Annotated in this window: 22 protein-coding genes and 1 tRNA gene; 13 read left to right on the forward strand and 10 right to left on the reverse strand. The window is 72.0% G+C overall.

Annotation, left to right across the window (positions count from 1 at the left end; translation table 11 throughout):
• Positions 1-12: 12 nt before the first annotated feature.
• From KK097_RS16455 to KK097_RS16475, 5 genes are all read right to left on the reverse strand, one after another.
• A complete protein-coding gene (locus KK097_RS16455) occupies positions 13-690 on the reverse strand; it encodes an ABC transporter ATP-binding protein (RefSeq protein ID WP_214529672.1) in 678 nt (225 codons plus the stop codon).
• Between the two features lie 101 nt (positions 691-791).
• On the reverse strand, positions 792-2327 hold the full coding sequence (locus tag KK097_RS16460) for an ABC transporter permease (protein ID WP_214545468.1): 1536 nt from the start codon (positions 2325-2327) through the stop codon (positions 792-794).
• Between the two features lie 129 nt (positions 2328-2456).
• Positions 2457-3167, reverse strand: a complete 711-nt coding sequence (locus KK097_RS16465; RefSeq protein ID WP_214545469.1) for a glycosyltransferase family 2 protein — start codon at positions 3165-3167, stop codon at positions 2457-2459.
• Positions 3164-4522: a bifunctional PIG-L family deacetylase/class I SAM-dependent methyltransferase gene (locus tag KK097_RS16470; protein WP_214545470.1), complete on the reverse strand. Its 1359-nt coding sequence runs from the start codon at positions 4520-4522 to the stop codon at positions 3164-3166. The genes KK097_RS16465 and KK097_RS16470 overlap by 4 nt, the downstream gene beginning before the upstream one ends.
• Positions 4516-5550 carry an acyl-CoA dehydrogenase family protein gene (locus tag KK097_RS16475; protein ID WP_214545471.1) on the reverse strand — a complete coding sequence of 345 codons (1035 nt, stop codon included), beginning with the start codon at positions 5548-5550 and terminating at the stop codon, positions 4516-4518. Before KK097_RS16475 ends, KK097_RS16470 begins: the two co-directional genes overlap by 7 nt.
• A gap of 103 nt (positions 5551-5653) precedes the next feature.
• On the opposite strand from KK097_RS16475, the gene KK097_RS16480 reads away from it, so the two are divergent.
• The 4 genes from KK097_RS16480 to rplL all read left to right on the forward strand — a co-directional run bounded on the left by KK097_RS16480 (position 5654) and on the right by rplL (position 9154).
• Positions 5654-6394 (forward strand): response regulator transcription factor, encoded by a 741-nt coding sequence (locus KK097_RS16480; protein WP_214529531.1) that lies wholly within the window; start codon positions 5654-5656, stop codon positions 6392-6394.
• Positions 6391-7926 carry a sensor histidine kinase gene (locus tag KK097_RS16485; protein WP_214545472.1) on the forward strand — a complete coding sequence of 512 codons (1536 nt, stop codon included), beginning with the start codon at positions 6391-6393 and terminating at the stop codon, positions 7924-7926. The genes KK097_RS16480 and KK097_RS16485 overlap by 4 nt, the downstream gene beginning before the upstream one ends.
• 280 nt (positions 7927-8206) lie before the next feature.
• Positions 8207-8722, forward strand: a complete 516-nt coding sequence (rplJ, locus tag KK097_RS16490; RefSeq protein WP_182065696.1) for a 50S ribosomal protein L10 — start codon at positions 8207-8209, stop codon at positions 8720-8722.
• Between the two features lie 51 nt (positions 8723-8773).
• A complete protein-coding gene (rplL, locus tag KK097_RS16495; protein ID WP_214529527.1) occupies positions 8774-9154 on the forward strand; it encodes a 50S ribosomal protein L7/L12 in 381 nt (126 codons plus the stop codon).
• Between the two features lie 169 nt (positions 9155-9323).
• Here rplL and KK097_RS16500 read toward each other — a convergent pair whose 3' ends face one another.
• Positions 9324-10250, reverse strand: a complete 927-nt coding sequence (locus KK097_RS16500) for a hypothetical protein (RefSeq protein WP_214545473.1) — start codon at positions 10248-10250, stop codon at positions 9324-9326.
• Positions 10251-10443: 193 nt separating this feature from the next.
• Positions 10444-11868, reverse strand: a complete 1425-nt coding sequence (locus KK097_RS16505; RefSeq protein WP_214545474.1) for an amino acid permease — start codon at positions 11866-11868, stop codon at positions 10444-10446.
• Positions 11869-11994: 126 nt separating this feature from the next.
• On the opposite strand from KK097_RS16505, the gene KK097_RS16510 reads away from it, so the two are divergent.
• The 6 genes from KK097_RS16510 to KK097_RS16535 all read left to right on the forward strand — a co-directional run bounded on the left by KK097_RS16510 (position 11995) and on the right by KK097_RS16535 (position 18832).
• A complete protein-coding gene (locus KK097_RS16510) occupies positions 11995-13869 on the forward strand; it encodes an ABC transporter ATP-binding protein (RefSeq protein WP_214545480.1) in 1875 nt (624 codons plus the stop codon).
• 171 nt (positions 13870-14040) lie between these two features.
• On the forward strand, positions 14041-15405 hold the full coding sequence (locus KK097_RS16515) for a cystathionine beta-synthase (RefSeq protein ID WP_214545475.1): 1365 nt from the start codon (positions 14041-14043) through the stop codon (positions 15403-15405).
• A 13-nt stretch (positions 15406-15418) separates the two neighbouring features.
• Positions 15419-16564, forward strand: a complete 1146-nt coding sequence (locus KK097_RS16520) for a cystathionine gamma-synthase (RefSeq protein WP_214529520.1) — start codon at positions 15419-15421, stop codon at positions 16562-16564.
• Positions 16565-16613: 49 nt separating this feature from the next.
• Positions 16614-16781, forward strand: a complete 168-nt coding sequence (locus KK097_RS16525; protein ID WP_214545476.1) for a hypothetical protein — start codon at positions 16614-16616, stop codon at positions 16779-16781.
• Entirely contained in the window at positions 16778-18229 is a 1452-nt protein-coding gene (locus KK097_RS16530) for an MFS transporter (protein ID WP_214545477.1), read from the forward strand. Before KK097_RS16525 ends, KK097_RS16530 begins: the two co-directional genes overlap by 4 nt.
• A 30-nt stretch (positions 18230-18259) precedes the next feature.
• Positions 18260-18832, forward strand: a complete 573-nt coding sequence (locus tag KK097_RS16535; protein WP_214529517.1) for a substrate-binding domain-containing protein — start codon at positions 18260-18262, stop codon at positions 18830-18832.
• A 102-nt stretch (positions 18833-18934) separates the two neighbouring features.
• Here the strand turns inward: KK097_RS16535 and KK097_RS16540 are convergent, their stop codons facing one another.
• Positions 18935-19516, reverse strand: coding sequence for a TetR/AcrR family transcriptional regulator (locus KK097_RS16540; RefSeq protein WP_214529515.1), 582 nt, complete (start codon positions 19514-19516; stop codon positions 18935-18937).
• Between the two features lie 227 nt (positions 19517-19743).
• On the opposite strand from KK097_RS16540, the gene KK097_RS16545 reads away from it, so the two are divergent.
• Complete coding sequence (locus tag KK097_RS16545; protein WP_214529513.1) at positions 19744-21000, forward strand: multidrug effflux MFS transporter; 1257 nt, start codon at positions 19744-19746, stop codon at positions 20998-21000.
• Between the two features lie 153 nt (positions 21001-21153).
• Here the strand turns inward: KK097_RS16545 and KK097_RS16550 are convergent, their stop codons facing one another.
• The gene (locus KK097_RS16550) at positions 21154-21798 is read right to left on the reverse strand and encodes a hypothetical protein (protein ID WP_214545478.1); all 645 of its coding nucleotides are present in this window, start codon (positions 21796-21798) and stop codon (positions 21154-21156) included.
• A 283-nt stretch (positions 21799-22081) separates the two neighbouring features.
• A tRNA-Ser gene (locus tag KK097_RS16555) sits at positions 22082-22169 on the reverse strand.
• A gap of 121 nt (positions 22170-22290) precedes the next feature.
• Between KK097_RS16555 and pta the strand changes: the two genes are divergently transcribed.
• The gene (gene pta / locus KK097_RS16560; protein ID WP_214545479.1) at positions 22291-24399 is read left to right on the forward strand and encodes a phosphate acetyltransferase; all 2109 of its coding nucleotides are present in this window, start codon (positions 22291-22293) and stop codon (positions 24397-24399) included.
• A 49-nt stretch (positions 24400-24448) separates the two neighbouring features.
• Positions 24449-25645, forward strand: a complete 1197-nt coding sequence (locus KK097_RS16565) for an acetate/propionate family kinase (RefSeq protein ID WP_214529507.1) — start codon at positions 24449-24451, stop codon at positions 25643-25645.
• The last annotated feature ends 382 nt before the right edge of the window (positions 25646-26027 follow it).

Below are 26027 nucleotides of genomic sequence, written 5' to 3' on the forward strand. Positions count from 1 at the left end.
CGCCCGCCCCCGTCAGACCTCGCGCACCTGCCCCTGCTTGATGTGCAGACGGCGCTCGGCGCGCTTCGCGACCCACGAGTCGTGCGTGACGATGACGACGGTCAGACCGCGTTCCTTCCACTGCTTCTCGATGAGCCCCATGATCTCGTCGCGGGTCGCCTCGTCGAGCGCCCCCGTCGGCTCGTCGGCGAGCAGCACGCTCGGGTTCTTCACCAGGGCGCGGGCGATCGCCACGCGCTGCTGCTGCCCGCCGGAGAGCTCGGCCGGTAGGTGGTCCATCCGCTCGCCCAGTCCGACCTCGCGCAGAGCCGCGACGGCACGCTCGCGGACCTCGCCCCGGGACCGGTTCGCGAGCGACCCCGCGAACGCCGTCTCGACGTTCTCGAGCGCCGTCAGCGTCGGGATCAGGTTGAAGCTCTGGAACACGAAGCCGATCTCGGTCGCCCGCAGGTCGGTCAGCGCGCCGTCGCCGAGCTTCGCCACGTCGCGGTCGCCACCGAGGTGGATCGACCCGGCGCTCGGCCGGTCGAGTGCCCCGAGCATCTGCAGCAGCGTCGACTTCCCGCCGCCGGTCGGCCCCTGGACCGCTACGAGCTGTCCCTGCGGGATCGTCAGGTGCACGTTCGTCAGGGCGGTGACGGTCCGGTTCTTCTGCTTGTAGGTCTTGCTGACGTTCGTCAGCCGGTACATCGGACTGGAGGCGCGGCTCGCCTCCGCCTCGCCGGTCGCGGTGTCGGTGCTGGTCACGGTTGCTCCTGTCGTCGGTTCGGTCGTGTCGGTGCGGCCGGGCATCAGGCCACGCTCCGGAGCGCCTCGGCCGGACGGAGCCGGCTCGCGCGCCAGCCGCCGAGTGCGCCGGCGATGAGGCCGCCGAGGATCGCGAGGCCGATCGCCAGCAGGATGATCTCGACGGTCACCGGGGCGTGCAGGACCACGTCCGTCGTCGACGCGGTGCTCGCGCCACCGCCGAAGCCTCCGGCCGGTGCGCCGCCCGTCGTGCCGCTGCCCGCGGCCGCGGTCGCTGCGCCGCCGGGCATGCCGCCGCCGGCACCGGTCGTGCTCGAGGCGCTCGCCGAGATCGTCGGACTGATGACGTTCACGACGAGGATGCCGAGCAGGCCGGCCGCGGCGCCGAGCACGCCGCCGATCAGGCCCTGCACCAGGGACTCACCGGCCACCTGTCGGGTGATGCGGCCGTTCGACCAGCCGATCGCCTTGAGGGTCCCGAACTCGCGGGTGCGGCGGGTCACGCCGGAGATCGTGAAGAGGATCGCGATGAGGAACGCCGCGGCGAGCACGACGATCGACAGCCACTTGCCGAGGTTCGAGACCAGGCTCGACGCCGTGCTGAGCGACCCGGACACGCTCGAGGCCAGGTCGGCCTCGGTGGAGACGGTGGCGCTCGTCAGCTTCGCCTGCAGTGCGGACTTGATCGCGCTGACGTCGGACGAGGACTCGGCTGAGACGGAGATCGAGGTGACCTTGCCGTCGAGGTCGGCCAGCGTCTGCGCGGTGTCGAGCGGGATGTAGGTGTTCGAGCCCGTGGTCGAGGCCGAGCCGGTGGAGCTGACGATGCCGATGACGGTGAAGTCGGTGCCGCCGATGTCGACGGTGTCACCGACCGCCTTCGACTCGCTCTTCGCGTACGACGCATCGAGCACGACGACGTCCTTGCCCGCGTCCTCCGCGGCGAAGGTGCGCCCCTTCGTGAGCTCGGTGCTCGTGAGCGGACCGACCGTCGCGCCGGACACCGGGATGCCGGTCACCGTGAACGAGTCGACGCTGAACGACCCGCCGCCGAACCCGCCGCCACCGCCGGTGTCCCCGCTCGGCGGGCCCTGCTGGGTCGTGCTGTCGCTGCTGGAGTCGCTGCTGCTGTCCGTGCTGCTGTCGTCGGTCGACTGCTGCTGGACCTGGCCGGAGAACGTGCTGTTCTCGAGGGTCAGCACACCCGTCGCGGCCTCGACGCCGTCGGTGCTCGTGATCGTGGACAGGTTCGCGGCGTTCAGGGTGCTCGTGCCGCGGGCGACCGCGAGCCGCGACTGCGACAGGTCGGTCGAGCCGCTGTCGTCGGCGCTGTCGCCCTGGCTGCCGAAGTCGAAGCTCGGACGCCCGCCGTTCGTCGACGCCGTCGCGGTCTTGGTGACGGTGATGTCGGTGCCGACGCCGTAGACGGACTGCAGGACGCTCGTCTGCGCTGCCTGCACACCACCCGAGATGGACGACACGATCACCACGAGGGCGATGGCCAGGGCCATCCCCATCGCGATGATGACGGTCTGCTTCTTGCGGTTCGTGAGTTCGCGCCTGAGGTAGGTCAGGAACATGCTTCTCCTCGGTGGTGGCCGGCTGGGGGCACCGGCCGCGCAGAGCACGCGGCGGGGCCGACGCAGGAGAACCTAGGCAGGCTGTCGATGACCTGCCCATCGCGGGCCTATGAACCCGCCAAGGGTGGATCAGCCGGCGGTGCCGTACCGCTGGCGCAGGTGTTCCGCGTACCCGCCGGGGGTCCGTCCGGCGAAGCGCCCGCTCGTCACCACGGGCAGGTCGACGGTCGCGTCCACCCGGAACCCGAGTGCCCGCGCCCGGGCGACGAGTCGGGCGTCCTCGTGCTCGGGCACCGGATCGAACCCACCGAGCGTGACGTACGCGGCGGCGAGGACACCGAGGTTCGCCCCGTGCACGTGCCCGAGGGCGGCGCCGGGAGGGTGCGCCCGCGTCCACCGGTCGAGCACGGCGGGCGCCAGGTCGTCCGGGTCGGGGACGACGGCGCCGACCAGGACCTGGGCTCCGGAGGACAGGGCGTCCGCCTGCTGCACGAGCCACCGGACGGGCACCCGCGAATCGGCGTCGGTGTGGGCGAGCCACCGCTCAGCCGGGTCACCGGGGTGCTCGCGGAGCGCGTGCGACGCCCCGATGGTCCGCGCCCGACCGACACCGACCCGGTCCGTGCTGAGGACGTCGACCGGGTACCGCTCGACCACGGCGGCGGTGCCGTCCGTGCAGCCGTCGAGCACCACCGTGACGGCGGCGTCGATCCCGGGCCGCTCCGTGCCGAGCCGATCGACGGCCACCAGGAGCGCGTCGAGGCACGCGGCGATCCGGTCCGCCTCGTCGTGCGCGGGGACCACCACGTCGATGCGCGCCCGTCGTCGGGGTCCGGTCACCGGATGATCCCCTCGGCCCGGGCCACCGAGGTGACCGCGGGGCCGGGCAGGACGCTCAGGACGAAGTCCTCCTCCACGTGCCGGAGCAGCGCGGGACGCGGCCACCGCTCGGTCAACCGTGCGTCCACCGCGTCGCCGCCCGAGACCGCCTCGTCGTCGGGGTGCCGCCAGTGACAGGCCACGAGCACGCCGTCGTCGTCGAGCGACCCGAGCACCCGGTCGATCGTCGCGTCGAGGTCGGCGGGCGACAGGTAGTACCCGACCTCGGACATCACCACCAGGTCCCAGCGCCCGTCCGGCCACTCCGACGGCAGGGCAGCCTGCACGAACCGCGCGGTCGGCGCACGACGGGCAGCGCGTTCCAGCGGTGCCGCCGCGATGTCGGTGCCGAGCACGGCGTCCGCGCGGTCGGCGAGGGCGGCCGTGAGGACGCCGGTCGCGCACCCGAGCTCGAGCGCGGACCGGAAGCGCGGGCGGGGGAGCGCGGCCAGGGTCACCGCACGCTTGCGCTGCTCGTACCAGGACCCGTCGAAGTCCCACCCCTCGGGCTTCCGGTCGTAGTGGGCGTCGAAGGACGCGCGCGACCGCGACGCCGTGGTCTCCGGCACGAAGAACCACTCCGTCGTCCGCAGGTGGTGGGCGGCGTGCCGGTCGTCGACGATCGCCTCGTCCCCGACCGCCGGGGAGAGCGGCTGGGTCTGCGACGGGTAGGCGTCGAGCGCTGCACGCTTCCGGGCGACGAGCGCGTCGGGCAGCGGCAGCGTCCGGGCACGGTCCCACGGTGCGACGGACGCGTCCGGGTCGTCCCAGTGCCAGGCCCAGATCGGGTACGCGAGCAGGGTGACGTCGGTCGCGCTCGCCGCGGCGGCCTCGGCCACCTCGCCGGCGATGCGGTGGTCGCGGTGGCCGTCCCCGCGCCAGGGTGCGACCAGCAGCGCGGGCCGTGCGGCCGCGGCGAGCACGTCGTCGAGGGCGGCGGTCACCTCGGCGCGGTGCTCCCGGGTCGCTCCGTCGGGGATCCGCGACGAGGTCGAGGTCGCGTCGGGGTGCAGGGCTCCCAGAGCCGCCACGAACTCGTCGTCGCGGGTGGCGGCGAGCCGCTCCGGTGTCGTCGTGGGCGAGTCCGGGTGGGAGCGCTCGCCGCGGGTGAGGAGCAGCACGTGCACGGCGATCCCGGCCTGGGCAGCGGCCGCGATCAGGCCACCGGCTCCGAGTGTCTCGTCGTCGGGGTGCGGTGCGACGACCACCACGGACCCGGTACCGGCCAGGTCGATCGTCGGGGCGTCCACCCGGTCGAGGAACGTCGTCCACGCCGCCGGGTCGGTGCCCGGTTCGCGGTGGTCGAAGTTCACCACGCGACACCGCCGCGCTCGAGCACCATCCGGCCGATGCGGGCGAGGTCCCGCTGTCCGTGGTCCTGCAGGACGTAGAGCTCGAGGTCGGCGACCCGCGCGGCGACGGCCTGGTCGGAGGTCAGCGGCGCCGGGCCGACCGACGCGACCACCCGCTCACGCACGGCGTCGACCGAGCGTCGGACCCGCGACCGGACCATCTGGGCGAGCAGCTTCCAGTCGGTGTCGTCGGCAGCAGGGTCCGAGCCGTCGATGCGGGCGGCGGCGTCCGCGAGGGCGTCCTCGGCGTCGGCGAGGTCGGCCACGGTGGCACCGAGGGCCGCCTGCAGCAGCTCGGACTCCGGGCGGTCGGCGGCGAGGTCGCGCAGGACCCGTCCGAGCCCGACCGCGCCGCCCCACCAGCAGGCCGCGACACCGATGCCACCCCAGGCGAAGCCCGGACGCCGGAGGTACCACCCGGGCGCCCCGACTGGCCAGGCGCGCACCCCTGCGAAGTCCACCGGGCCGCTCGGCACGTCCGGCATCCCGCGTGCGACCCACGCCTCGTCGTGCACGGTGACGCCGTCCTGCCGCAGGTCCACCGCGAACAGCTGCCGGTCGTCGCCGGCGTGTGCGGTGACGAGCGCGTGCGACAGCGTCGACGCCAGGGAGCACCACGGCTTCGTGCCGCGCAGCAGGACCGTGCCGTCGTCCTGTGCGCCGGCGTCGAGGCGCAACCCGGGCCCCTCGGCCGCGAAGACCCCCCAGGTCGAGTCGGCCGGGACCTCCGCGCCGGCCTGGGCGAGGATCCCGAGGGCGTCGAGGTGCGGCTCCAGGGTGCGAGCGGTGGCGACGTCCGCCGCCGCGACGGCGGCGAGCGTGGCGAAGTACGAGCCGGCCGTGCCGGCGGACAGGGGCTGGGTGGTGGACGCGACCGCCCGCGCGACGGCGAGCCGGTCCGTCGGGGTCGAGCCGGGCCTCCCGGTCGTCCGTTCGATCCGCGCGGTGTCGAGGTGCCGGGCCGCCGAGGGCCAGGCTGCAGATCGCAACATGCTGCCAACCTACGGAGCGGCGGACGAGGACGTGTCCTCGATCCACAGAACGCACTGGGCCGCTCCACAGACGCCTCATAGGAATCTCTCGATACTCGAAGACGTGACCATCTCCCAGCCTGCAGCAGCCCCGCGCCTCACGCGTGCCGACGGAACCCCGTTGCGCATCCTCGTCGTCGACGACGAAGCCAGCCTCACCGACCTGTTGTCCATGGCGCTCCGGTACGAGGGCTGGGACGTCAAGAGTGCGAACGGCGGACAGGACGCCCTGTCGACGGCGCGGGAGTTCAAGCCGGACGCGATGGTGCTCGACGTGATGATGCCGGACCTCGACGGCCTGCAGGTGCTGAGCCGGCTGCGGCAGAACAACGACGACACCCCGGTGCTCTTCCTCACCGCGAAGGACAGCGTCGAGGACCGCGTCACCGGGCTCACCGCCGGCGGCGACGACTACGTCACGAAGCCGTTCTCCCTCGAAGAGGTGGTGGCGCGTCTGCGCGGACTCATCCGCCGCTCGCAGATCTCGATCTCCGAGGCCGGCGACTCCCGCATCGTCGTGGGCGACCTGGTGCTCGACGAGGAGTCGTACGAGGTCTCCCGGGCCGGACGCCCGATCGAGCTCACCGCCACCGAGTTCGAACTGCTGCGCTTCCTGATGCGCAACCCCCGCCGCGTGCTCTCGAAGGCGCAGATCCTGGACCGCGTCTGGTCGTACGACTTCGGCGGCAAGTCGTCGGTCGTCGAGATCTACATCTCCTACCTGCGCAAGAAGATCGACGCGGGCGAGACCCCGATGATCCACACCGTGCGCGGCGTCGGGTACGTCATCAAGCCGACCTCGTGACCCTGCGGCGCCGGCTCGTCCTGAGCATCGTCGCCCTCGTCGTCGCCGTGAGTGCGGTGATCGGGGCGGGCAGCATCATCGCGCTGTTCTCGATCCAGCGCTCCGCGATCGACGAACAGCTGCAGTTCGCCACGGACCGCGCCCAGCGATCCGTCGAGCAGCAGGGCGGGAACGGGCCCGGCCTCGACATCGGTCGTCCGTCCGGACAGGCGTCCGGCACCCTGACCGTCTACTTCCTCAACGGGGACGTCGTCGTCGGCAGCGTGCTCGACAACGCCGGGGGGATCGAACGCCTCTCCGGATCGGTGGTCGCACCGCTCGGCGGCGTGCAGGTCGACAAGCAGCCGCACACGGTCGACCTCGGCGGCGACCTCGGTCGCTACCGGGTGACCGCAGCGACCGTCGGACCCGCGGTGCTCGTGGTGGGGCTCCCGATGGCACCGGTGTACGAGAGCGTCTGGAAGCTCCTCGGGGTGGTGCTCGTCGTCACCGCGCTCGCGCTCCTGGCAGCATCGCTCGTCGCCGCCCTGGTGGTCCGCCGCTCCCTGCGACCGCTCGACCGCGTCGCCGAGACCGCGTCCACCGTCGCGCGGATGCCCCTCGACCGCAGCGACGCACTCGACGGCGTCCGGGTCCCCGATACCGACCCCCGCACCGAGGTCGGACGGGTCGGCAGCGCCTTCAACCGGATGCTCGGGCACATCAGCGGCGCGATGCAGGCCCGCGAACGCTCCGAGCAGAAGGTGCGGCAGTTCGTCGCCGACGCCTCGCACGAGCTCCGCACCCCGCTCGCCTCGGTGCGCGGGTACGCCGAACTCACCCGGCGCATGGGCGCCGATCTGCCGCAGGACGTCGTCTACGCGATGAGCCGCATCGAGTCAGAGTCCATCCGGATGACCTCGATGGTCGAGGACCTGCTGCTCCTCGCCCGGCTCGACGAGGGCCGCGAGATCCAGTTCGCCGACGTCGACCTCACCGGCCTGGTGCTCGACGCGGTCAACGACGCGCACGCCGCTTCGCCCGACCACGTCATCGAGGTCGACGTCCCGCCGGAGCCGGTGACGGTCACGGGTGACGCCGCGCGGCTGCACCAGGTCATCGTGAACCTCGTCACGAACGCCCGGACCCACACGCCCGAGGGCACCCGCATCACGGTCGGCCTCACCCCTGTCGCCGACGGTGTGGACCTCACCGTGCGCGACACCGGGCAGGGGATCGACCCGGAGTTCCTGCCGAAGCTGTTCGAGCGGTTCGCCCGGGCCGACAGCTCGCGCTCGCGTTCGGTCGGGTCGACCGGGCTCGGGCTCGCGATCGTGGACGCGGTCGTGCAGGCCCACGGCGGCAGGGTCGAGGTCACGAGCGAGCCGGGGGACACCGTGTTCACGGTGCACCTGCCGCGCGACCCGGCTGCGGCCGCCGCAGCCGCAGCCGCGGCTGGGTCCGCTGGGGCCGCGGGCTCCGCGGGGTCCGATGGTTCCGCTGGGTCCGCGGACTGGTCCGCGACGCCCGCTGCGGTGGACCCGGCCCACTAGCGGTCTGGAGGCGCGGGGCGGGGCCGCCCCGCGCCTCCAGTCCGGTGTTTGGCCCCGTCCACAGCGTCTGGTACAGTTCTCGAAGCCAAAGACCGCCGGATGTCGTGCTGCTCGCAACGTGTTTGTGAACAGCGTGACCGAAGGTCCTCACTCGTGAGGCATCCCGCGCAGGTGTTCCGAACCACTCCGCCCGTTCTCGGGGGAGCAGCTCCGAGCCTCTGCGCCGGAGCTTTTTTCGTTCGTGGACCTGGGGCTGCCGGCAAGACCCCCAAGGAGAACCATGGCGAACAAGGAAGCTGCGGTCGCCGAGCTCACGGAGTCCTTCCGTAGCTCGAACGCCGTTCTGCTCACCGAGTACCGCGGTCTCACGGTCGCGCAGCTCAAGGAGCTCCGCAACTCGATCCGTGAGCACGCCACGTACGCCGTGGTGAAGAACACGCTGACCAAGATCGCGGCGAACAACGCCGGTATCTCGTCGTTCGACGACGAGCTCGCCGGTCCGTCCGCTCTCGCCTTCGTCCACGGTGACACCGTCGCCGTCGCGAAGTCGCTGCGTGCATTCGCCAAGGCGAACCCCGAGCTCGTGGTGAAGGGTGGTTACTTCGACGGTAACCCGCTCTCCGCGACCGAGGTGGACAAGCTCGCCGACCTCGAGTCCCGTGAAGTGCTGCTCGGCAAGCTCGCCGGCGCACTCAAGGCCTCGCTGTTCGGTGCTGCGTACCTGTTCCAGGCACCCCTCTCGCAGGCCGTCCGCACCGTGGACGCCCTTCGCGAGAAGCAGGAGTCCGCGGCCTGACCAGGCACGCGTTCATCAACCACACGTACTAGCTAGTAGTAGGAGAAAATCATGGCGAAGCTTTCGCAGGACGAGCTCATCGAGGCCTTCAAGGAGCTCACGCTCATCGAGCTCTCGGACTTCGTGAAGAAGTTCGAAGAGGTCTTCGAGGTCACCGCTGCTGCCCCGGCCGCTGCTGCCGCTCCGGCCGCCGCTGCCCCGGCCGAGGCCGCTGAGGAGAAGACCGAGTTCGACGTCATCCTCAAGTCCGCTGGTGACAAGAAGATCCAGGTCATCAAGGAGGTCCGTGGCCTGACGTCGCTCGGCCTCGGTGAGGCCAAGGCGCTCGTCGAGACCGCTGACGCCAAGATCCTCGAGGGTGTCAACAAGGAGACCGCCGACAAGGCCAAGGCCACCCTTGAGGGTGCCGGCGCCACGATCGAGCTCGCGTAGTCTCGACCGTTTCGGTCACGAAGGCCGCTGCCCCTCGGGGTGGCGGCCTTCGTCGTGTGCGGGGGCGTGCGGCGCGGGTTTGGCGCGCGGCGGGGGTGTTTCGCGCTGAACGACACTTCACGCGCGCTCCCGCCCGTGAGGTGTCGGTCACCGCGTGAACTCGCACTGGTCAGACGAGGATGCCGTGGGAGCGGAAGAGCGCGAGGAGGCGGTCGGGCTCGACGAGGTGCCACCAGGTCACGCGGATGACTGCCCTGACGGCGGGGAGTGCGCGCAGCCGGTCCTCGCGACGTTTCTCGGCCCAGAGGACGTCAGCCGGGTCACGACCCTGCAGCATCGACGGGTCGACGTACTTCTGCCTGCCGTCGAACTCCACGACGACGCCGAGCGACGGGAACCAGAAGTCGACGCGGTCGACCGTGCCGTCTCGGTGTCGGAATTCGACCTGCGGCTCACACCGGGGGAGTCCGAGCTGCACGAACCGGATCGCGGCGAACGATTCGCCGACGGACTCGTGCCGTGCATCGAGCGCCGAGATGACCGTCTCGGCGCGCACCGAACCCCGTGCAGGGCGGACGGGGACCGCGCCGCGGAGGTCGTCCAGCGCGACCGTCCCCTGACGGATCGCCGCGTCGACGGGCACGGCGGCAGCGTGGGGTGACCCTGTCGTGATGAGCGCCGTCGCGGTGTCGAGCGGCGCCGTGACGGGAACGCCATCGAAGGCGACAGCGGCGGTCCGCGGTGGCACGCTGCTCGGATGCCGGACGAGACCGGCTCGGTGCTGGATGACCGGGACAGCGGGGTCGACCACATGGACGCGATCCGGTGCGTTCTCGACCAGCGGCCAGCCGTGGATCAGCGCGGCAGTGACGTGGGAGAACACCGAACCGGGACGGAGCCGCGGCGCGATCGCCCGTGCGCGGGTCAGATGCCGGCCGGCGGAGCTCAGCGCTTCCCACTCCTCCGCCGCGATGTACACGCCCGCGAGCAGGCGGACCAACGCGCCCGAGGAGTGCCGGCGCTGCAGGAGTCTCGCGTGGGCGGGGTCCTGCGTGGTCGCGCGGAGCAGGTGCGAGCGGTGGGTGCTCTCGTTCATGCCGTGATGCTCGTCGTCATCGCTTGTCACCGGTGGTCCCGGACGACATGTGTGGACGACTGGTCTCGACGTGGCAGCTGTGGAGGGAGGGACCACGGAACGAGTTCACGGGCTCACCGACAGCTCACGGGCCGCGGCGCGCGTGAGGTGTCGGTGAGTCCGTGAAGTCCGGCGCGGGCGGGCCCGGCGGGCGTCAGCGCAGGGTGCTGTGGCGGCGGCCGTAGGCCAGGTAGAGCAGGGCGCCGGCGACCATCCAGATGCCGAAGGCGATCCAGGTGGTGGCGCCGAGGAACACCGCGAGGAGCACGCAGCTCAGGGCGCCGAGGATCGGCACGACGGGGAACAGCGGCACGCGGTAGGAGCGCTCGAGGTCGGGCTGCGAGCGCCGGAGCACGATGACGGACACGTTCACCAGGGCGAAGGCGACGAGGGTGCCGATGCTCGTGGCGTCGGCGAGCTCCCCGAGGGGCACGAGCGCAGCGACGATCGTCACGAGGATCCCGACGATGAGGGTGTTCGCGATCGGGGTGCCGGTGCGGCGGGAGACCCGGCCGAAGACCTTCGGCACCAGGCCGTCGCGGGACATCGTGAGGAGGATGCGGGTCTGGCCGTACAGGACGGTGAGGACGACACTGGCGATGGCCACGACGGCCCCGATGGAGAACACGAGGGCGACGAGCGGCTGCCCCGTGACGTCGACGACGATGCGGACGAGCGAAGCCTCGGACGACGAGAACGCCGTCCACGAGCGGGCACCGATGGCGGCGATCGCCACCAGGATGTACAGCGCGGTGATGAGGGCGATGGAGCCGATGATCGCGCGGGGGAGGTCGCGGCGGGGGTTCTTCGCCTCTTCTCCGGCGGTGGAGGCGGCGTCGAACCCGATGTACGAGAAGAACAGGCGGGAGGCTGCGGCGGTGACGCCGGCGGCACCCATCGGGGCGAGCGGCTCGAAGTTCCGCGCCTGGAACGCCGTGAAGGCCACGACGACGAAGAAGACGAGCAGGGCGATCTTCACGATAACCATGACCGTGTTCACCCAGGCGCTCTCGCGGGCGCCTGGCAGCAGCACGACGGTGGCGAGCAGGACCAGGACCGCCGCGGGCAGGTTGACCACGCCGCCGTCGACCGGGGGAGCGGAGAGTGCGGTGGGCAGGTGCAGCCCGAACACGCGGAGGGTCTCGTCGACGTACTCGCTCGCGCCGACGGCGACCGCGGCCACCGAGACGGCGTACTCGAGCACGAGGCACCAGCCGCAGATCCAGGCGATGCCCTCGCCCATCGTGACGTAGGTGTAGGAGTAGCTGGACCCCGAGGTCGGGACGGCGCCGGCCATCTCGGCGTAGGACAGCGCGGACAGCAGCGCGGCGATGCCCGCGACGACGAACGAGATCCAGACGGCCGGACCGGCGAGCGGGACCGCGGTGCCGAGGACGACCAGGATGCCGGTGCCGAGCGTGGCTCCGACGCTGATCATCGTGAGGTGCCAGACCCCGAGCGACCGACGGAGCGGTTCGCCGTTCACGCCGCGAGCGGCCTCGGCCTGCAGTTGCTCGATCGGCTTGCGGCGGGCGAGCTGCGCCCCCAGGGACGTGGGACGTGACGGCGCGGACGACATGGGACCTCGGTGGTGCGGGGACGGGGACGGCACATGCTCGCACGCCCCCTGAACGGGGTCAAATACTGCGGTGCTGTGGACAGGGCGGTCGATGTCCGAGCGCGGGGCTACGGTGGCTCCATGAGCATGGGACACGGCGGGCGGGGCGGCGGTCCGCGCGGGGGTGGGCGCATCTCGAGCGGCGACTTCCGCGCGCAGAAGGCCGCCAACGCCGAGGCGCCGAAGATCCCGCACCTGGTCCGGCGCATCGCCACGCTCTTCCAGCCGCACCGCCGGGCGATCGTGCTGACGGTCGTGCTCGTGCTGGTCGGCGCGGCCATCTCGGTGGTGCCGCCGCTGCTCACCCAGCAGGCGTTCGACCGGGGGCTGTTCCCGCCGTCCGGTCGCCCCGACGTCCCGGTGCTGGTCGAGCTCGTGTCGGCGATGGTCCTGCTCTGGATCGCGAGCGCCGGGGTCGGTGTGTGGCAGACCTACCTGACCGCGACGGTCGGCAACAAGGTCATGGGCGCGATGCGGATGCGCCTGTTCGCACACCTGCAGCGGATGGAGCTCGCGTTCTTCACCCGCACCAAGACCGGGGTGATCCAGTCCCGCCTGCAGAACGATGTCGGCGGTGTGGCGAGCGTGCTGAACAACACGATCTCGTCGGTGCTCGGCAACACCGTGACCGTGATCGCCGCCGTGGTCGCGATGCTGCTGCTGAGCTGGCAGATGACCCTGGTCGCGGTGGTCCTGCTGCCCCTGCTCGTGATCGCGCAGCGCCGGGTCGGTCAGGTGCGCGCGCGGATCGCCGCGCAGACGCAGGAGTCGCTGTCCGACATGACGGCGATCACGCAGGAGGCGCTGAGCGTCTCCGGCATCCTGCTCGCGAAGAGCTTCAACCAGCAGGCCAGCGAGACCCGTCGCTACGGGGACGAGAACCGCAACCAGATCACCCTGCAGGTGCGGCAGCAGATGTCCGGGCAGTGGTTCTTCGCGATCGTGCAGATCTTCCTGTCGATCATCCCGGCGATCATCTACGTCGTCGCCGCGTACCTGATCATCGGTGACGTCCCGATCACGGCCGGCACCATCGTCGCCTTCACGACGGTGCAGTCGCGGCTGCTGTTCCCGACCGTGGGGCTGCTGCGCGTGGTCCTCGACCTGCAGACCTCCGGTGCGCTCTTCGCCCGCATCTTCGAGTACTTCGACCTCGAGCCGGCCATCACGGACTCGCCGACCGCCCGGCCCGTGGACGAGTCGAAGGTCGGCCACGTCGCCTTCGAGGACGTCGTCTTCACCTACCCGGACGGCGAGGCCGACAAGCCGACCCTGCGCGGGGTGTCGTTCGAGCTCCGCCCCGGACAGTTCGCGGCGTTCGTCGGCCCGTCCGGCGCGGGAAAGACGACGGTGTCCTACCTGGTGCCCCGGCTGTACGAGGCGACCGAGGGGTCGGTGCGCTTCGCCGGACAGGACGTCCGCGACCTGGTGCACGAGGACCTGATGCGGCACGTCGGCATCGTCAGCCAGGAGACGTACCTGTTCCACGCCACGATCGGCGAGAACCTGCGGTACGCCAAGCCCGACGCCACGGACGACGAGCTCGAGCGGGCGGCCCGTGCGGCGAACATCCACGACACCATCGCGTCGTTCCCGGACGGCTACGACACCGTCGTGGGGGAGCGCGGCTACCGTCTGTCCGGCGGCGAGAAGCAGCGCATCGCCATCGCGCGGGTGCTCCTCAAGGACCCGCCGGTGCTCGTCCTCGACGAGGCCACCAGCGCGCTCGACTCCATCTCGGAGCACGTCGTGCAGACGGCGCTCGACACCGCGGCGGCGGGCCGCACCACGATCTCGATCGCGCACCGCCTGTCGACGATCCGCGACGCCGACGTCATCTTCGTCCTCGACCACGGCCGGATCGTCGAGCAGGGCACGCACGACGAACTCCTCGCCCTCGACGGCACGTACGCGCAGCTGCACCGGCAGCAGAACACGTCGGCGGACGTCCTCCGCCCCTGATCGGGCGAAGGCGACCGGGCGCCGGACGGGAGGCCCGTGGCGGCGCCGCCACTGGCCTCCCGTCCGCCGCGCAGCGCGACCAGGGCACGTGGTCGGTGACCCGGCGAGCGTGCGCTGTCCGCGGACGACACATCCCAGCGCGACGCGGGGAGCGCGTCCTAGACTCCATCCGTGCGTTACGCGAACTCCGTCGTCGACCTGGTCGGCGACACCCCGCTCGTCAAGCTCAACCGGGTGACCGAGGGGGTGCGGGCGACCATCCTGGTGAAGGTCGAGTACCTGAACCCCGGTGGGTCGTCGAAGGACCGCATCGCCACCCGGATCATCGACGCGGCCGAGGCCTCCGGTGACCTCCGACCCGGCGGCACGATCGTCGAACCGACCTCCGGCAACACCGGTGTCGGCCTCGCCCTGGTCGCGCAGCAGCGCGGCTACCGGTGCGTGTTCGTCCTGCCCGACAAGGTCGGCGAGGACAAGCGCAACGTGCTGACCGCGTACGGCGCCGAGATCGTCGTCACCCCGACCGCGGTCGCACCGGAGCACCCCGAGTCCTACTACTCGGTGTCGGACCGGCTCGTCCAGGAGATCCCGGGCGCCTACAAGCCGAACCAGTACGCCAACCCGAACGGCCCGCGCAGCCACTACGAGACCACCGGCCCGGAGATCTGGCGCGACACCGAGGGGCAGATCACCCACTTCGTCGCGGGCGTCGGCACCGGTGGCACGATCTCGGGCACCGGACGGTTCCTGAAGGAGGCGTCCGAGGGCGGCGTCCGGATCGTCGGCGCGGACCCCGAGGGCTCGGTGTACTCCGGCGGCACCGGTCGCCCGTACCTCGTCGAGGGCGTCGGCGAGGACTTCTGGCCGAGCGCCTACGACGCCGGCGTTCCGGACGAGATCATCGCAGTGTCGGACGCCGACTCCTTCGCGATGACCCGCCGTCTGGCACGCGAAGAGGGCCTGCTCGTCGGCGGGTCGAGCGGCATGGCCGTCGTCGCGGCCCTCCGCGCGGCCCGCGACCTGACCGAGGACGACGTCGTCGTGGTGCTGCTGCCGGACGGCGGCCGCGGCTACCTCGGCAAGATCTTCAACGACCGCTGGATGCGCTCCTACGGCTTCGCCGAGACCGACGACGAGCGCACCGTCGGGTCGCTCATCGCCGGCAAGGACGGCCGCCTGCCCGACCTGGTGCACGCGCACCCGGCAGACACCGTGCGCGACGTCGTCGACATCATGACGAAGTACGGCGTCTCGCAGATGCCCGTGCTCAGCGCCGAGCCGCCCGTCGTCATCGGCGAGGTCGTCGGCGCCGTCGAGGAGAAGGCGTTGCTCGAGCAGGTCTTCACCGGTGCCGCGAAGATGTCGGACGCCCTGTCCGGCTTCGTGGGCGACCCGCTGCCGCTCATCGGCGTCGGCGAATCCGTGTCCGCGGCGCGACGTGCGCTCGAATCGGCGGACGCGCTCCTCGTCGTCGGGGACGGCAAACCCGTCACCGTGCTGACCCGGCACGACCTCCTCACCTACCTCTCCGAGTAAGGAACCACCGAGCATGACCGAGTTCAGCACCCGGGCCGTCCACGCCGGCCAGGAGCCCGACGAGACCACCGGCGCCGTCATCCCGCCGATCCACCTGACGTCGACGTACGTGCAGGACGGGGTCGGCGGCATGCGCAACGGCTACGAGTACTCCCGCGCCGGCAACCCGACGCGCGACTCGCTGCAGGTGCTCCTCGCCGACCTCGACGGCGGCGTCGCGGCGTCGTCGTTCGCGTCCGGGCTCGCCGCCGAGGACGCCCTGCTCCGCGCCGCGCTGGTCCCCGGTGGCCGTGTCGTGATGGGCAACGACGTGTACGGCGGCACCCACCGTCTGGTCAGCCGGCTGCACGTGCCGTGGGGCGTGGAGCTCGTCGTCGTCGACATGAGCGACCTCGACCAGGTCCGGGCCGCCCTGCAGGGTGCCCCGGCCACCACCGTGCTGTGGGTCGAGACGCCGACCAACCCGCTGATGAAGATCGCCGACATCGCCGCGCTCGCGACCCTCGGGCACGAGTCCGGCGCCCTGGTCGTCGTCGACAACACCTTCGCGTCGCCGTACCTGCAGCAGCCGCTGTCGCTCGGCGCCGACGTCGTCGTCTACTCGACCACGAAGTACCTCGGCGGACACTCCGACGTCGTCGGCGGTGCCGTCGTGCTCGCGGACGAGGAGCTCGCCGCGAAGGTGCAGTTCCTGCAGTTCGGCGCCGGCGCGATCTCGTCGCCGTTCGACGCCTACCTGACCACGCGCGGCATCAAGACGCTCGCGGTGCGGATGGAACGGCACTCCCGGAACGCGCAGGCCGTGGCCGAGGCGCTCGTCGTCGCGCCGGGCGTCGAACGCGTCTACTACCCGGGCCTGCCCGACCACCCGGGGCACGACGTCGCGGCGCGGCAGATGCGCGGCTTCGGCGGGATGCTCTCGGTCGCGCTGTCCGGTGGCCCCGAGGCCGCGAAGCGCTTCGCGGAGTCGACGGAGTTGTTCGCCCTGGCCGAGTCGCTCGGCGGTGTGGAGTCGCTCATCGGGTACCCGAGCGAGATGACCCACGCGTCGGTGAAGGGCACCGAGCTGGCCGTGCCGGAGAACGTCGTGCGGCTGTCGGTCGGCATCGAGGACGCCGGCGACCTGGTGGCGGACCTGGAGCAGGCGCTGGCGCGCTGACGCGGCGGGCCGCGCTGCCGGGCACGCGCGTGCGGGCGCTCGGTCGCCGGTGACGCTGCCGCTGCCGCTGCCGCTGCCGCCCGCTGCCGCCCGCTGCCGCCCGCTGCCGCTGCCGCTGCCGCCCGCTGCCGCTGCCGCTGCTGCTGCTGCCGCTGCTGCTGCTGCCGCTGCTGCTGCTGCCGCCGCGTCGTCGCTCGCCCCTACGATGATCGGGTGAGCACCACGGCGTCGCGGACCAGCCTGCTGAGCGGGCCGTACGCCCTCGCGACGATCGGCATGGTCGCGATCGTCGGCGTCGCCGCGTTCCAGAACCTGGCGATGACCACGATCATGCCGGTGATCAGCCGCGACCTCGACGGCGAGACCCTGTACGCGCTCGCCTTCGCCGCCCCGCTCGCCGCCGGCGTGCCCGGGATGGTGCTCGCCGGCAACTGGACCGACCGGGCCGGCGGTCGCATCGTGGCCTGGGTCTCGGCGGCGTTCTTCGCCGTCGGGACGGCAGTGGTCATGCTCGCGCCGACCATGGAGGTCTTCCTGGCCGGGCGGCTCATCGAGGGCTTCGGCGCCGGGGCCATCGACGTGGTGCTGTACGTGCTGGTCGCCCGGATCTTCCCCGCTGCGCTGCACGGCCCGGTGTTCGCCGGGTTCGCCGCCGCCTGGGTCGTGCCGGCGCTGGTCGGCCCGGCCCTCGCGGGCATCGTCACCGACACGTGGAACTGGCACTGGGTCTTCGCCGGGGCCCTCGCGATCGCCCTCGTCGCCTTCGCCCTGCTCGTGCCGACGCTCGGCCGGTTGCACGCTCCCGCCGCGTCCCTCCGCCCGCCGTGGCAGCGTGCCCGGATCGGCTGGTCGGTGGCCGCAGCCGTGTCGATCCTGCTCCTCAACGTCGCGCCCGACCTGACCCCGTGGGGCATGGTCGCGGCCGTGGTGGTCGGTCTCGTGGGCACCTGGTTCGCCCTGCGACCGCTGCTGCCGAGCGGGACGTTCCGCGCGGCGGCGGGCCTGCCGTCGGTCGTGCTGCTGCGCGGACTGGTGGCGGCGTCGTTCTTCGGCAGCGAGGCGTACGTGCCGTTCCTGCTGCAGGCCGAGCACGGGTTGTCGCCGTCGGCAGCCGGACTCGCGCTGACGGTGGCGGCGGTCAGCTGGGCCGCCTCGAGCTGGGCGCACGGCCGTCTGGGGGAGCAGCGGCTCACCGCGCGCCGCACCTTCGGGGTCGGACTCGCGCTGGTGCTCGTGAGCCTGGTGACCGCGCTGGCCGTCGCCACGCTCGACCTGTCGTGGTGGGTGCTCGTCGCCGGGTGGTTCGTCGGCGGTGCGGGCATGGGCGCGATCTACCCGCGGGCGTCGATGCTGACCCTGCGGTTCTCCGGCGAGGGCGACGACGGGTTCGCGAGCTCGGCCCTGACGATCGCCGACGCCGCGGGCAGCGTGATCGGCCTCGCCGTGACCGGCCTGCTCTTCACCGCGACCGGCGGAGCCGACGCCACGGTGTCGTTCCCCCTGGTGTTCGCCGCGATGATCGGTATCGCGGTGCTGGCGATCGCGGCCGTCCGCCGGCTCGGCCCGGTCCCGGGACCGGTGGCGTCGGCAGGGGCAGGGGCACCGGGGTCCACCGCGTCGGCATCGTCCTCGTCCCCGTCGTCGCACGGCCCCGCCGCCGGGTAGCGTGGCAGACCGGACCGAAGAGGAGACCCCGTGCTGCGCATCGTCGCCGTGACCGTCGCCCTGGCGGCGGCACTCACCCTGGCCGGTTGCCAGGGCACGACGTCCGCCGCGCCGACGCCCGTGCAGAGCACCGACCTGACGAGTTCCGACGGCGGGTTCGACCAGCAGGCCGTGATCGGGGTCGTGTTGGCCCACGACGACGCCGCTCTCGCCGACGGACTCCGCACCGGGCTGACCGACGCCGGCTTCCGCCCGGACGTCCGGGTCGCACCGGCATCGGGTGCCGCGGCGGCCCAGCGTGCCGCGGTGTCCCAGCTCGTGCGGAAGGGTGCGAAGGCACTCCTCGTGCACGCAGCTCGGCCGTCCGCGCTCACCGGCGTGATCCAGACCGCACACGATGCGGGGGTCGTGGTGGTGTCCCTCGGCGACCCGCTGCCCGCGACCGGGACCGGTGGCGACGGGGTGTCCGCCGACTACCGGGTGCCCTCGGAGGGGGACGACGCCGACGTCGCTGCGACAGCGGTCGAGGTCGTGCAGTCGCTGCAGCGCGGCGAGAAGCCGGAGACGGACCCCACGGACGGCGACACGACCGACGCGGAGTAGCCGCGCCACCGACCCGGAGCAGCCGCGCGGACGCCGGCGCTGCCGGTCGGCCGACGCGGACGTCGGCGATGCAGCACAACCGAGCGGATCAGGTGGTCCGGCTCAGCTCCACCACGTCGGGAACGACAGCGTGATCGTCTCGACCAGCGCCTTCCGTGACCGACGAGGCCCGGCGAGCCAGGCCTCGATCGCCCCGACGAAGCCCTGCGCCACGAACCCCGCGGCGACGTCGTCGAGCAGCTCGGGGCGGCGTGCGGCGTCGAGCTCCCGGATGTGCAGGGCGCTCGACACGGTGAAGTGCTCGACGAGCAGCCGGTGCAGCGACGCGTCGTTCGGGTCCGGCAGTGCCTTGCCGTAGATGTCACGGTGCGTCGTCACGTGCTCGACGACGGCGTTGATGCCGCGCCGGGTGATGGTGGCGAGCTCGTCGGCTCCGGCGCCCCGGGCTGCCGCGGCACGGCGTTCGTCGGCGTCGTCCTGCCGGATGCGGTCGAGCTCCGGCGTCAGGACATCGGCGAGCAGCGACCCGGGGGAGACGGCGTGCGAGTAGAACGTGGCCCGGTTGATGCCGGCCGCACGCGTGACGTCGGCGACGGTGATCTCCGAGACCGGCCGGTCCGCGGCGAGTCGCAGGATCGCCTCACGCAACGCTGCTGTGGTGTGCAGGATCCGGGCATCCACCATGACGCCCACCCCCTTCTGATCCGCTTCACCCGGAAGGCCCCCGAGCAGTCCGACGCTACCGCATGGTCCGCGCACGGCAGAGGGGCAGCACGAGCCGCTTCGCGCGGGCAGCGAGGATCGGCGGCGCCGAGCATGTGTGTCCGACCGTAGGATGGTTCCGCGGACGAATCGATTCGATCGACCCGCGATCACCCTCCACCCCCTCATCGTCGAAGGACTCCAGTCTCGTGACCGCGCCCGCCACCACCGGTTCGCTCCGGGTCGTCCTGCACCCCGGAGACTCCCTCTCCCGCGGGCAGCGACTCGTCTACGTCTTCGTCCTGGGCGCCCTCACGGCGCTCGGGCCGTTCACGATCGACCTCTACCTGCCCGCGTTCCCGGCGATCAAGGACCAGTTCGGCGTCACCGACGGTGCGGTCCAGCTGACGCTCACCGCGACGACCCTCGGCTTCGCCATCGGGCAGCTCCTGGTCGGCCCCTGGAGCGACAAGGTGGGCCGCCGACTGCCGCTCATCATCGCGACGACGGTGCACATCGCCGCCTCGATCGGTGCCGCCACGGCGCCGGACATCGAACTCCTCGCGGTGTTCCGCGTGCTGCAGGGCATGGGGGCGGCGGCCGGCGGTGTCGTCGCGATGGCGACCGTCCGTGACCTGTTCGGTGGCAAGCCGCTGGTCCGGATGCTGTCGCGGCTGGCGATGGTGAACGGTCTCGCGCCGATCCTCGCACCGCTCATCGGCTCCCAGATGCTGCAGTTCACCAGCTGGCGCGGCATCTTCGTCTTCCTCGCCTGCTACGGCCTGGCCGTGGTGATCGCCTCGATCCTGCTGATCGTCGAGACCCTGCCGCCGGCCCGCCGCCACGAGGCGGGGCACTCCACGATCGGTCAGCGCTACAAGGCGCTGTTCTCCGACCGGATCTTCGTCGGCGTCGCGCTCATCGGCGCGATGGTGTTCAGCGGCCTGTTCTCGTACCTCAGCGCGTCACCGTTCCTGTTCCAGCAGGTCTACGGGCTCGACGCGCAGCAGTACGGGCTGCTGTTCGCCGTGAACTCCGTCGGGGTCGTCCTCGGCGTGCAGATCTCGTCGCGGCTCGCCCAGCGCGTCGGTCCGCAGTGGATCCTGGCGTGCTCCACGGCGACGCTGCTGCTGTCGTCGCTCGCCATCATCGTCCTCGACCAGCTCGGCGCCGGTCTGGTCGGCGTGCTCGTGCCGCTGTGGTTCTTCATCGCGGCGTGCGGGTTCTCGTTCCCGCTCGTCCAGGTGATCGGCCTCGCCGCCCACGGCAAGGAGGCGGGGACCGCCGCCTCGGTGCTCGGTGCCCTGAACTTCGGCGTGGCCGGGCTCATCTCGCCGGTGGTCGGCTGGCTGGGCATCACGACGGCGACGCCGATGGCCATCGTGATGGCGTCCACCGCCGCCGTCGCGATCCTGATGCTGTGGCTGGTGGTCCGCCCCCGGACGGTCCCCGCGCTGACGCACTGACGACACGGGTCTCCGCCGCCCACGGTTCGTACAGCACGGCTCGCGTCCGGCGCGGGGCTGACGGGCCGGGAGGCGCGGCCCGCGTCCGACGCGGAGCCCGCGACCACGGGCTCGTCGGCTCACGGGCCCCTGCCGCGGCCCCGTCGGGGAGGTTCAGCGGGCGCTGAGTCCGGCGAACTCGACGGCGAGCAGCCCGCCGACGACCAGCGCGGTGAGCCCGCCGATGAGCAGGTACGCCGAACGCTGCTCGTACCAGGCACGGCTCGTCGGGTAGCGCTTCGCGAAGGTGCGGGCGGAGACCGGCCGGGACTCCTCGACGACCTGCACGCCGAGCGCGTCGACCACCCGGTCGAGCCCGTCGTCGCCCCACACGTCGGCCCGGAGCCGGAACAGATGGGTCCCTGTCCGGTCGAACGCCACGAGTTCGCGCACCGTGCGGTCCACCGACGAGCCGAACGTGGTGGCGAGGACCAGGCTGTGCACACGGTCGCGGGCGATCCGCCGGCGTCCGGTGAGCACGCCGCGGATCGTGAGGCCGTCGCCGTCGATCCCGATGAAGGCCGTGTGCAGTCGCACGAACACGACACCGACGACCGCGGCCATCGCCACGACCACCGCGGCGAACACGGCCCACGTGCGGAACGGGAAGGAGACCCAGACCAGCGCGACGGCGAGCGGCACGGCGGAGAACGCGATGCTGAGCGCCGTGGAACGGACGAGCGAGCGTCGGGGGCGCAGAACGGTGTCGAAGACGACGGCGGGAACCGGCGCCACCGCGGGCACAGTCGTGTCCCCCATGGTGCGTCTCCTCGTCCCCTCGGGTGTTCGGGCGCACTGATCAGCACGCCCTCCGAGCGACGCCCCTGCCGCTCGATGCACCGCGTCGGCTCGTCCCGGAGCCGTGCGCTCGGCCAGCATAGGCGACCGACGGGGACCGGGGACAGCCCGTTCCACCCCCGGTCGGCGTTTCGCGGCCAACGGAGGGGGAGCAGGGCACGTGCCGGTCCACCGGGTGGGGGACCGGACGGGACCGGAACGACGAAGGACCCGCACCGAGTCGGTGCGGGTCCTTCGATCCTTCTGGCGGAGAATGGGGGATTCGAACCCCCGAGGGCTTGCACCCAACACGCTTTCCAAGCGTGCGCCATAGGCCACTAGGCGAATTCTCCTGACACCGCCTCGCGACGGCGACACCCAATGGTACAGGTTCTTCGTGGTGCTCACGACCGCGTGTCGCCGCCCTCGGTGCTCCCAGATGTCGTGACATGTCCGACGACTACCCTGGGCGTCGTGTCGACCCGTATCTACATCACGTCAGCAGAAGGGCACACGGGCAAGAGCACCGTCGCCCTCGGTGTCCTCGAGACCCTCGCCCGCTCCGTCGGTCGTGTCGGCGTGTTCCGTCCCGTCGCCCGCTCGGTCGTCGAGCCCGACTACGTGCTCGAACTGCTGCTGCAGCACACCGCGGTCGGCATCTCCTACGACGACGCCGTCGGGGTCACCTACGACGACGTGCACGCCGACCCCGAGGCGGCGCTCGGCACGATCGTCACCCGCTTCGCGCAGGTCGAGCGGCAGTGCGACGCCGTCGTGGTGCTCGGGTCCGACTACACCGACGTCGGCAGCCCCACCGAGCTGTCCTTCAACGCCAAGGTCGCCGCGAACCTCGGCGCCCCGGTGCTCCTCGTGCTCGGGGGCCGCGACGCCGCCGAACGCGGCGCCCGCACACCCGAGGGCATGGCGCAGGTCGCGGACGTCACGACGAGCGAGCTGCGGGCGGCACACGCGCAGCTGTTCGGCGTCGTGGTGAACCGCGCCGACCCGGACGCCCTCGCCGCGATCGTGACGAGCGTCGAGCAGGCCGTGCACGACGACCACCCGGACGTGCCGGTGTGGGCGATCCCCGAGGACCGCGTGCTCGTCGCCCCGACCGTCCGCGCCCTGCTGCAGGCCACCGGCGCCACCCTGGTCCGCGGTGACGACGCCCTGCTCGACCGCGAAGCCCTCGGCACCGTCGTCGCGGGCATGAGCATGGAGAACGTCCTGCCCCGGCTGATCGAGGGCGGCATCGTCGTGGTGCCCGGTGACCGCAGCGACGTCCTCATCGCCACCCTCCTCGCCAACCAGTCGGAGACCTTCCCGAGCCTGGCCGGAGTCATCCTGAACGGCGGGTTCGAGATCGCCCCGCAGGTGTCGCGGCTGCTCGAGGGCCTGTCGAGCTCGCTCCCGATCGCACAGAACGACCTGGGCACGTACGACACCGCCCTCCGGATCACCCAGACGCGCGGACGCCTGGCCGCCGACTCGCCCCGGAAGGCCGACATGGCGCTCGCCCTGTTCGAGCAGCACGTCGACGCCGAGGCCCTGCGCGACCGTCTGCAGCTCACCCCGTCCGGGGTCGTCACGCCGCTCATGTTCGAGCACGGCCTGCTCGACCGGGCCCGCAGCTACGGCAAGCGCATCGTCCTGCCCGAGGGTGAGGACGACCGCATCCTCCGCGCGGCCTCCACGCTGCTGCAGCGCCAGGTCTGCGAGCTGACGATCCTCGGTGACCCCGCTGCCATCCGGACCCGGGCGACCGAACTCGGGCTCGACCTCGAGGCCGCACAGCTCGTCTCGCCGTTCGACCCCGAGCTCCGCGAACGCTTCGCCGAGGAGTACACCCGGCTCCGCGCGCACAAGGGGATGTCGATCGAGCTCGCCCGCGACACCGTCACCGACGTGTCGTACTTCGGCACGATGATGGTGCAGCTCGGGCTCGCCGACGGCATGGTCTCCGGCGCGAAGCACACCACGGCGCACACCATCCGGCCGTCGTTCGAGATCATCAAGACCCGTCCGGACACCTCCATCGTGTCGAGCGTCTTCCTGATGGCGCTCGCCGACCGCGTGCTCGTCTACGGTGACTGCGCGGTGATCCCGGACCCGACGAGCGAGCAGCTCGCCGACATCGCGATCTCGTCGGCCGAGACCGCGACCCAGTTCGGCATCGACCCCCGCGTGGCGATGCTCAGCTACTCCACCGGCGACAGCGGCTCCGGCGCCGACGTCGACAAGGTCCGCGCCGGCACCGCGTTCGTGCGGGAACGCCGGCCCGACCTGCTCGTCGAGGGCCCGATCCAGTACGACGCCGCGGCCGACCCCACGGTCGCGTCGACCAAGATGCCGGACTCCCCGGTCGCCGGCCGCGCGACGGTGTTCATCTTCCCGGACCTCAACACCGGCAACAACACGTACAAGGCCGTGCAGCGCTCGGCCGGTGCCGTCGCGATCGGGCCGGTCCTGCAGGGCCTGCGCAAGCCGATCAACGACCTGTCGCGGGGCGCCCTCGTGGGCGACATCGTGAACACCGTCGCGATCACCGCGATCCAGGCCGGCACCGCGACCGACGCGGCCTGACCGCCCGACCCGCACCGCGCCTCCAGGCCCGACAGAAAGTGACCACCCCGTGACCGCAGCCCTCGTCGTCAACTCCGGCTCGAGTTCGTTCAAGTACCAGCTCATCGAACTCGAGGACGAGCGCACGCTCGCCTCCGGGCTCGTCGAGCGCATCGGCGAGTCCGCCGGGGCGTGGAAGCACACCAACGCGCTGACGGGGGAGTCGTCGTCCAACGACGCCGCATCGGTGCCCGACCACGCGGCCGGGTTCCAGGCGATGATCGACGCCTTCACGAAGGTCGGCCCGTCGTTCGACGAGCACCCGCCCGCCGTCGTCGGCCACCGCGTCGTGCACGGCGGCACCACCTTCGACCGCGCGACGGTCGTCACGGACCAGGTCGAGCAGCAGATCGAGGACCTCAACAGCCTCGCGCCGCTCCACAACCCGGCGAACCTCGAGGGGATCCGGGCGGCCAAGCAGGTCTTCTCGGACGTCCCGCACGTCGCCGTCTTCGACACCGCGTTCCACCAGACGATGCCGCCGCACGCGTACACCTACGCGATCCCCGCCGACCTCGCCGCCGAGTACGGGATCCGCCGCTACGGCATGCACGGCACCAGCCACAAGTACGTCTCGGAACAGGCCGCGGAGTTCCTCGACCGGCCGCTCGCCGAGCTCAAGACGATCGTGCTGCACCTCGGCAACGGGGCCTCCGTCGCTGCCATCGACGGCGGGAAGTCGATCGAGACCTCGATGGGGCTCACGCCACTCGAGGGGCTCGTCATGGGCACCCGGTCCGGCGACCTCGACCCCGCGGTTCTCATCCACCTGCACCGCGAGGCCGGGATGACCTTCGACGAGCTCGACACCATGCTCAACAAGCGGTCCGGACTGCTCGGTCTGACCGGCAACGGCGACATGCGGGACGTGCAGGACGCCGCCACGAAGGGCGACGAGCAGGCGGAGGCGGCGCTCGCCGTGTACCGCCACCGCATCCGCCGGTACGTGGGCGCCTACACGGCGCAGCTCGGCGGACTCGACGCGGTCGTGTTCACCGCGGGGGTCGGCGAGAACAACGCGCTGCTGCGCCGGCGCGTGCTCGCCGGGCTGGAGCACCTCGGCATCGAGATCGACCCGGACCGCAACGAGTTGGCCTCCCGGGAGGCGCGACGCATCTCCACGGACGGCTCACGTGTCGCGGTGCTCGTCATCCCGACGAACGAGGAACTCGAGATCGCCCGGCAGTCGGCTGCGGTCGCGCTCTGAGGCGCGGCGCGCGCGTCGCCTCGCGTCGTCGCGCTGGCACGGTGCGGCGTTCGTCGGTGGGTGCGGGATCGGCTGCTGGGTGCGCGCTTCCAGCGCGGCACGGGGCGTGGAAGTCCCCACGGGGTGGGTAGGTGCGCACGGTGCGGCCGGGAGGCGCGGGGCGGGCTGGCGCCGTGCCTCCCGTCCGTTCGTGGGTCGCGTCCGGCGCACGGTGCGGTGTTCGTGGGCTGGTGCGGGGCTGACGGCTGGGTGCGCGCATGCAGCGTGGCACGGGGCGTGGAAGTCCGCACGGGGTGAGTAGGTGCGCACGGTGCGCGGCCTGGCACCTTCGGCGAGGAGCTCGCACGGGGTGGGTACGCGCGCACGGTGCGGCCGGGAGGCG

The organism is Curtobacterium flaccumfaciens, from assembly GCF_018598405.1.
GTDB lineage: Bacteria > Actinomycetota > Actinomycetes > Actinomycetales > Microbacteriaceae > Curtobacterium > Curtobacterium aurantiacum.

What these genes read in the sequence shown, in the direction of transcription:
- KK097_RS16455 (WP_214529672.1), bottom strand. Translation starts at nt 690, where the DNA reads ATGTACCGGCTGACGAACGTCAGCAAGACCTACAAGCAGAAGAACCGG.
- KK097_RS16460 (WP_214545468.1), bottom strand. Translation starts at nt 2,327, where the DNA reads ATGTTCCTGACCTACCTCAGGCGCGAACTCACGAACCGCAAGAAGCAG.
- KK097_RS16475 (WP_214545471.1), bottom strand. Translation starts at nt 5,550, where the DNA reads ATGTTGCGATCTGCAGCCTGGCCCTCGGCGGCCCGGCACCTCGACACC.
- rplJ (WP_182065696.1), top strand. Translation starts at nt 8,207, where the DNA reads ATGGCGAACAAGGAAGCTGCGGTCGCCGAGCTCACGGAGTCCTTCCGT.
- rplL (WP_214529527.1), top strand. Translation starts at nt 8,774, where the DNA reads ATGGCGAAGCTTTCGCAGGACGAGCTCATCGAGGCCTTCAAGGAGCTC.
- KK097_RS16500 (WP_214545473.1), bottom strand. Translation starts at nt 10,250, where the DNA reads ATGAACGAGAGCACCCACCGCTCGCACCTGCTCCGCGCGACCACGCAG.
- KK097_RS16505 (WP_214545474.1), bottom strand. Translation starts at nt 11,868, where the DNA reads ATGTCGTCCGCGCCGTCACGTCCCACGTCCCTGGGGGCGCAGCTCGCC.
- KK097_RS16510 (WP_214545480.1), top strand. Translation starts at nt 11,995, where the DNA reads ATGGGACACGGCGGGCGGGGCGGCGGTCCGCGCGGGGGTGGGCGCATC.
- KK097_RS16520 (WP_214529520.1), top strand. Translation starts at nt 15,419, where the DNA reads ATGACCGAGTTCAGCACCCGGGCCGTCCACGCCGGCCAGGAGCCCGAC.
- KK097_RS16540 (WP_214529515.1), bottom strand. Translation starts at nt 19,516, where the DNA reads ATGGTGGATGCCCGGATCCTGCACACCACAGCAGCGTTGCGTGAGGCG.
- KK097_RS16550 (WP_214545478.1), bottom strand. Translation starts at nt 21,798, where the DNA reads ATGGGGGACACGACTGTGCCCGCGGTGGCGCCGGTTCCCGCCGTCGTC.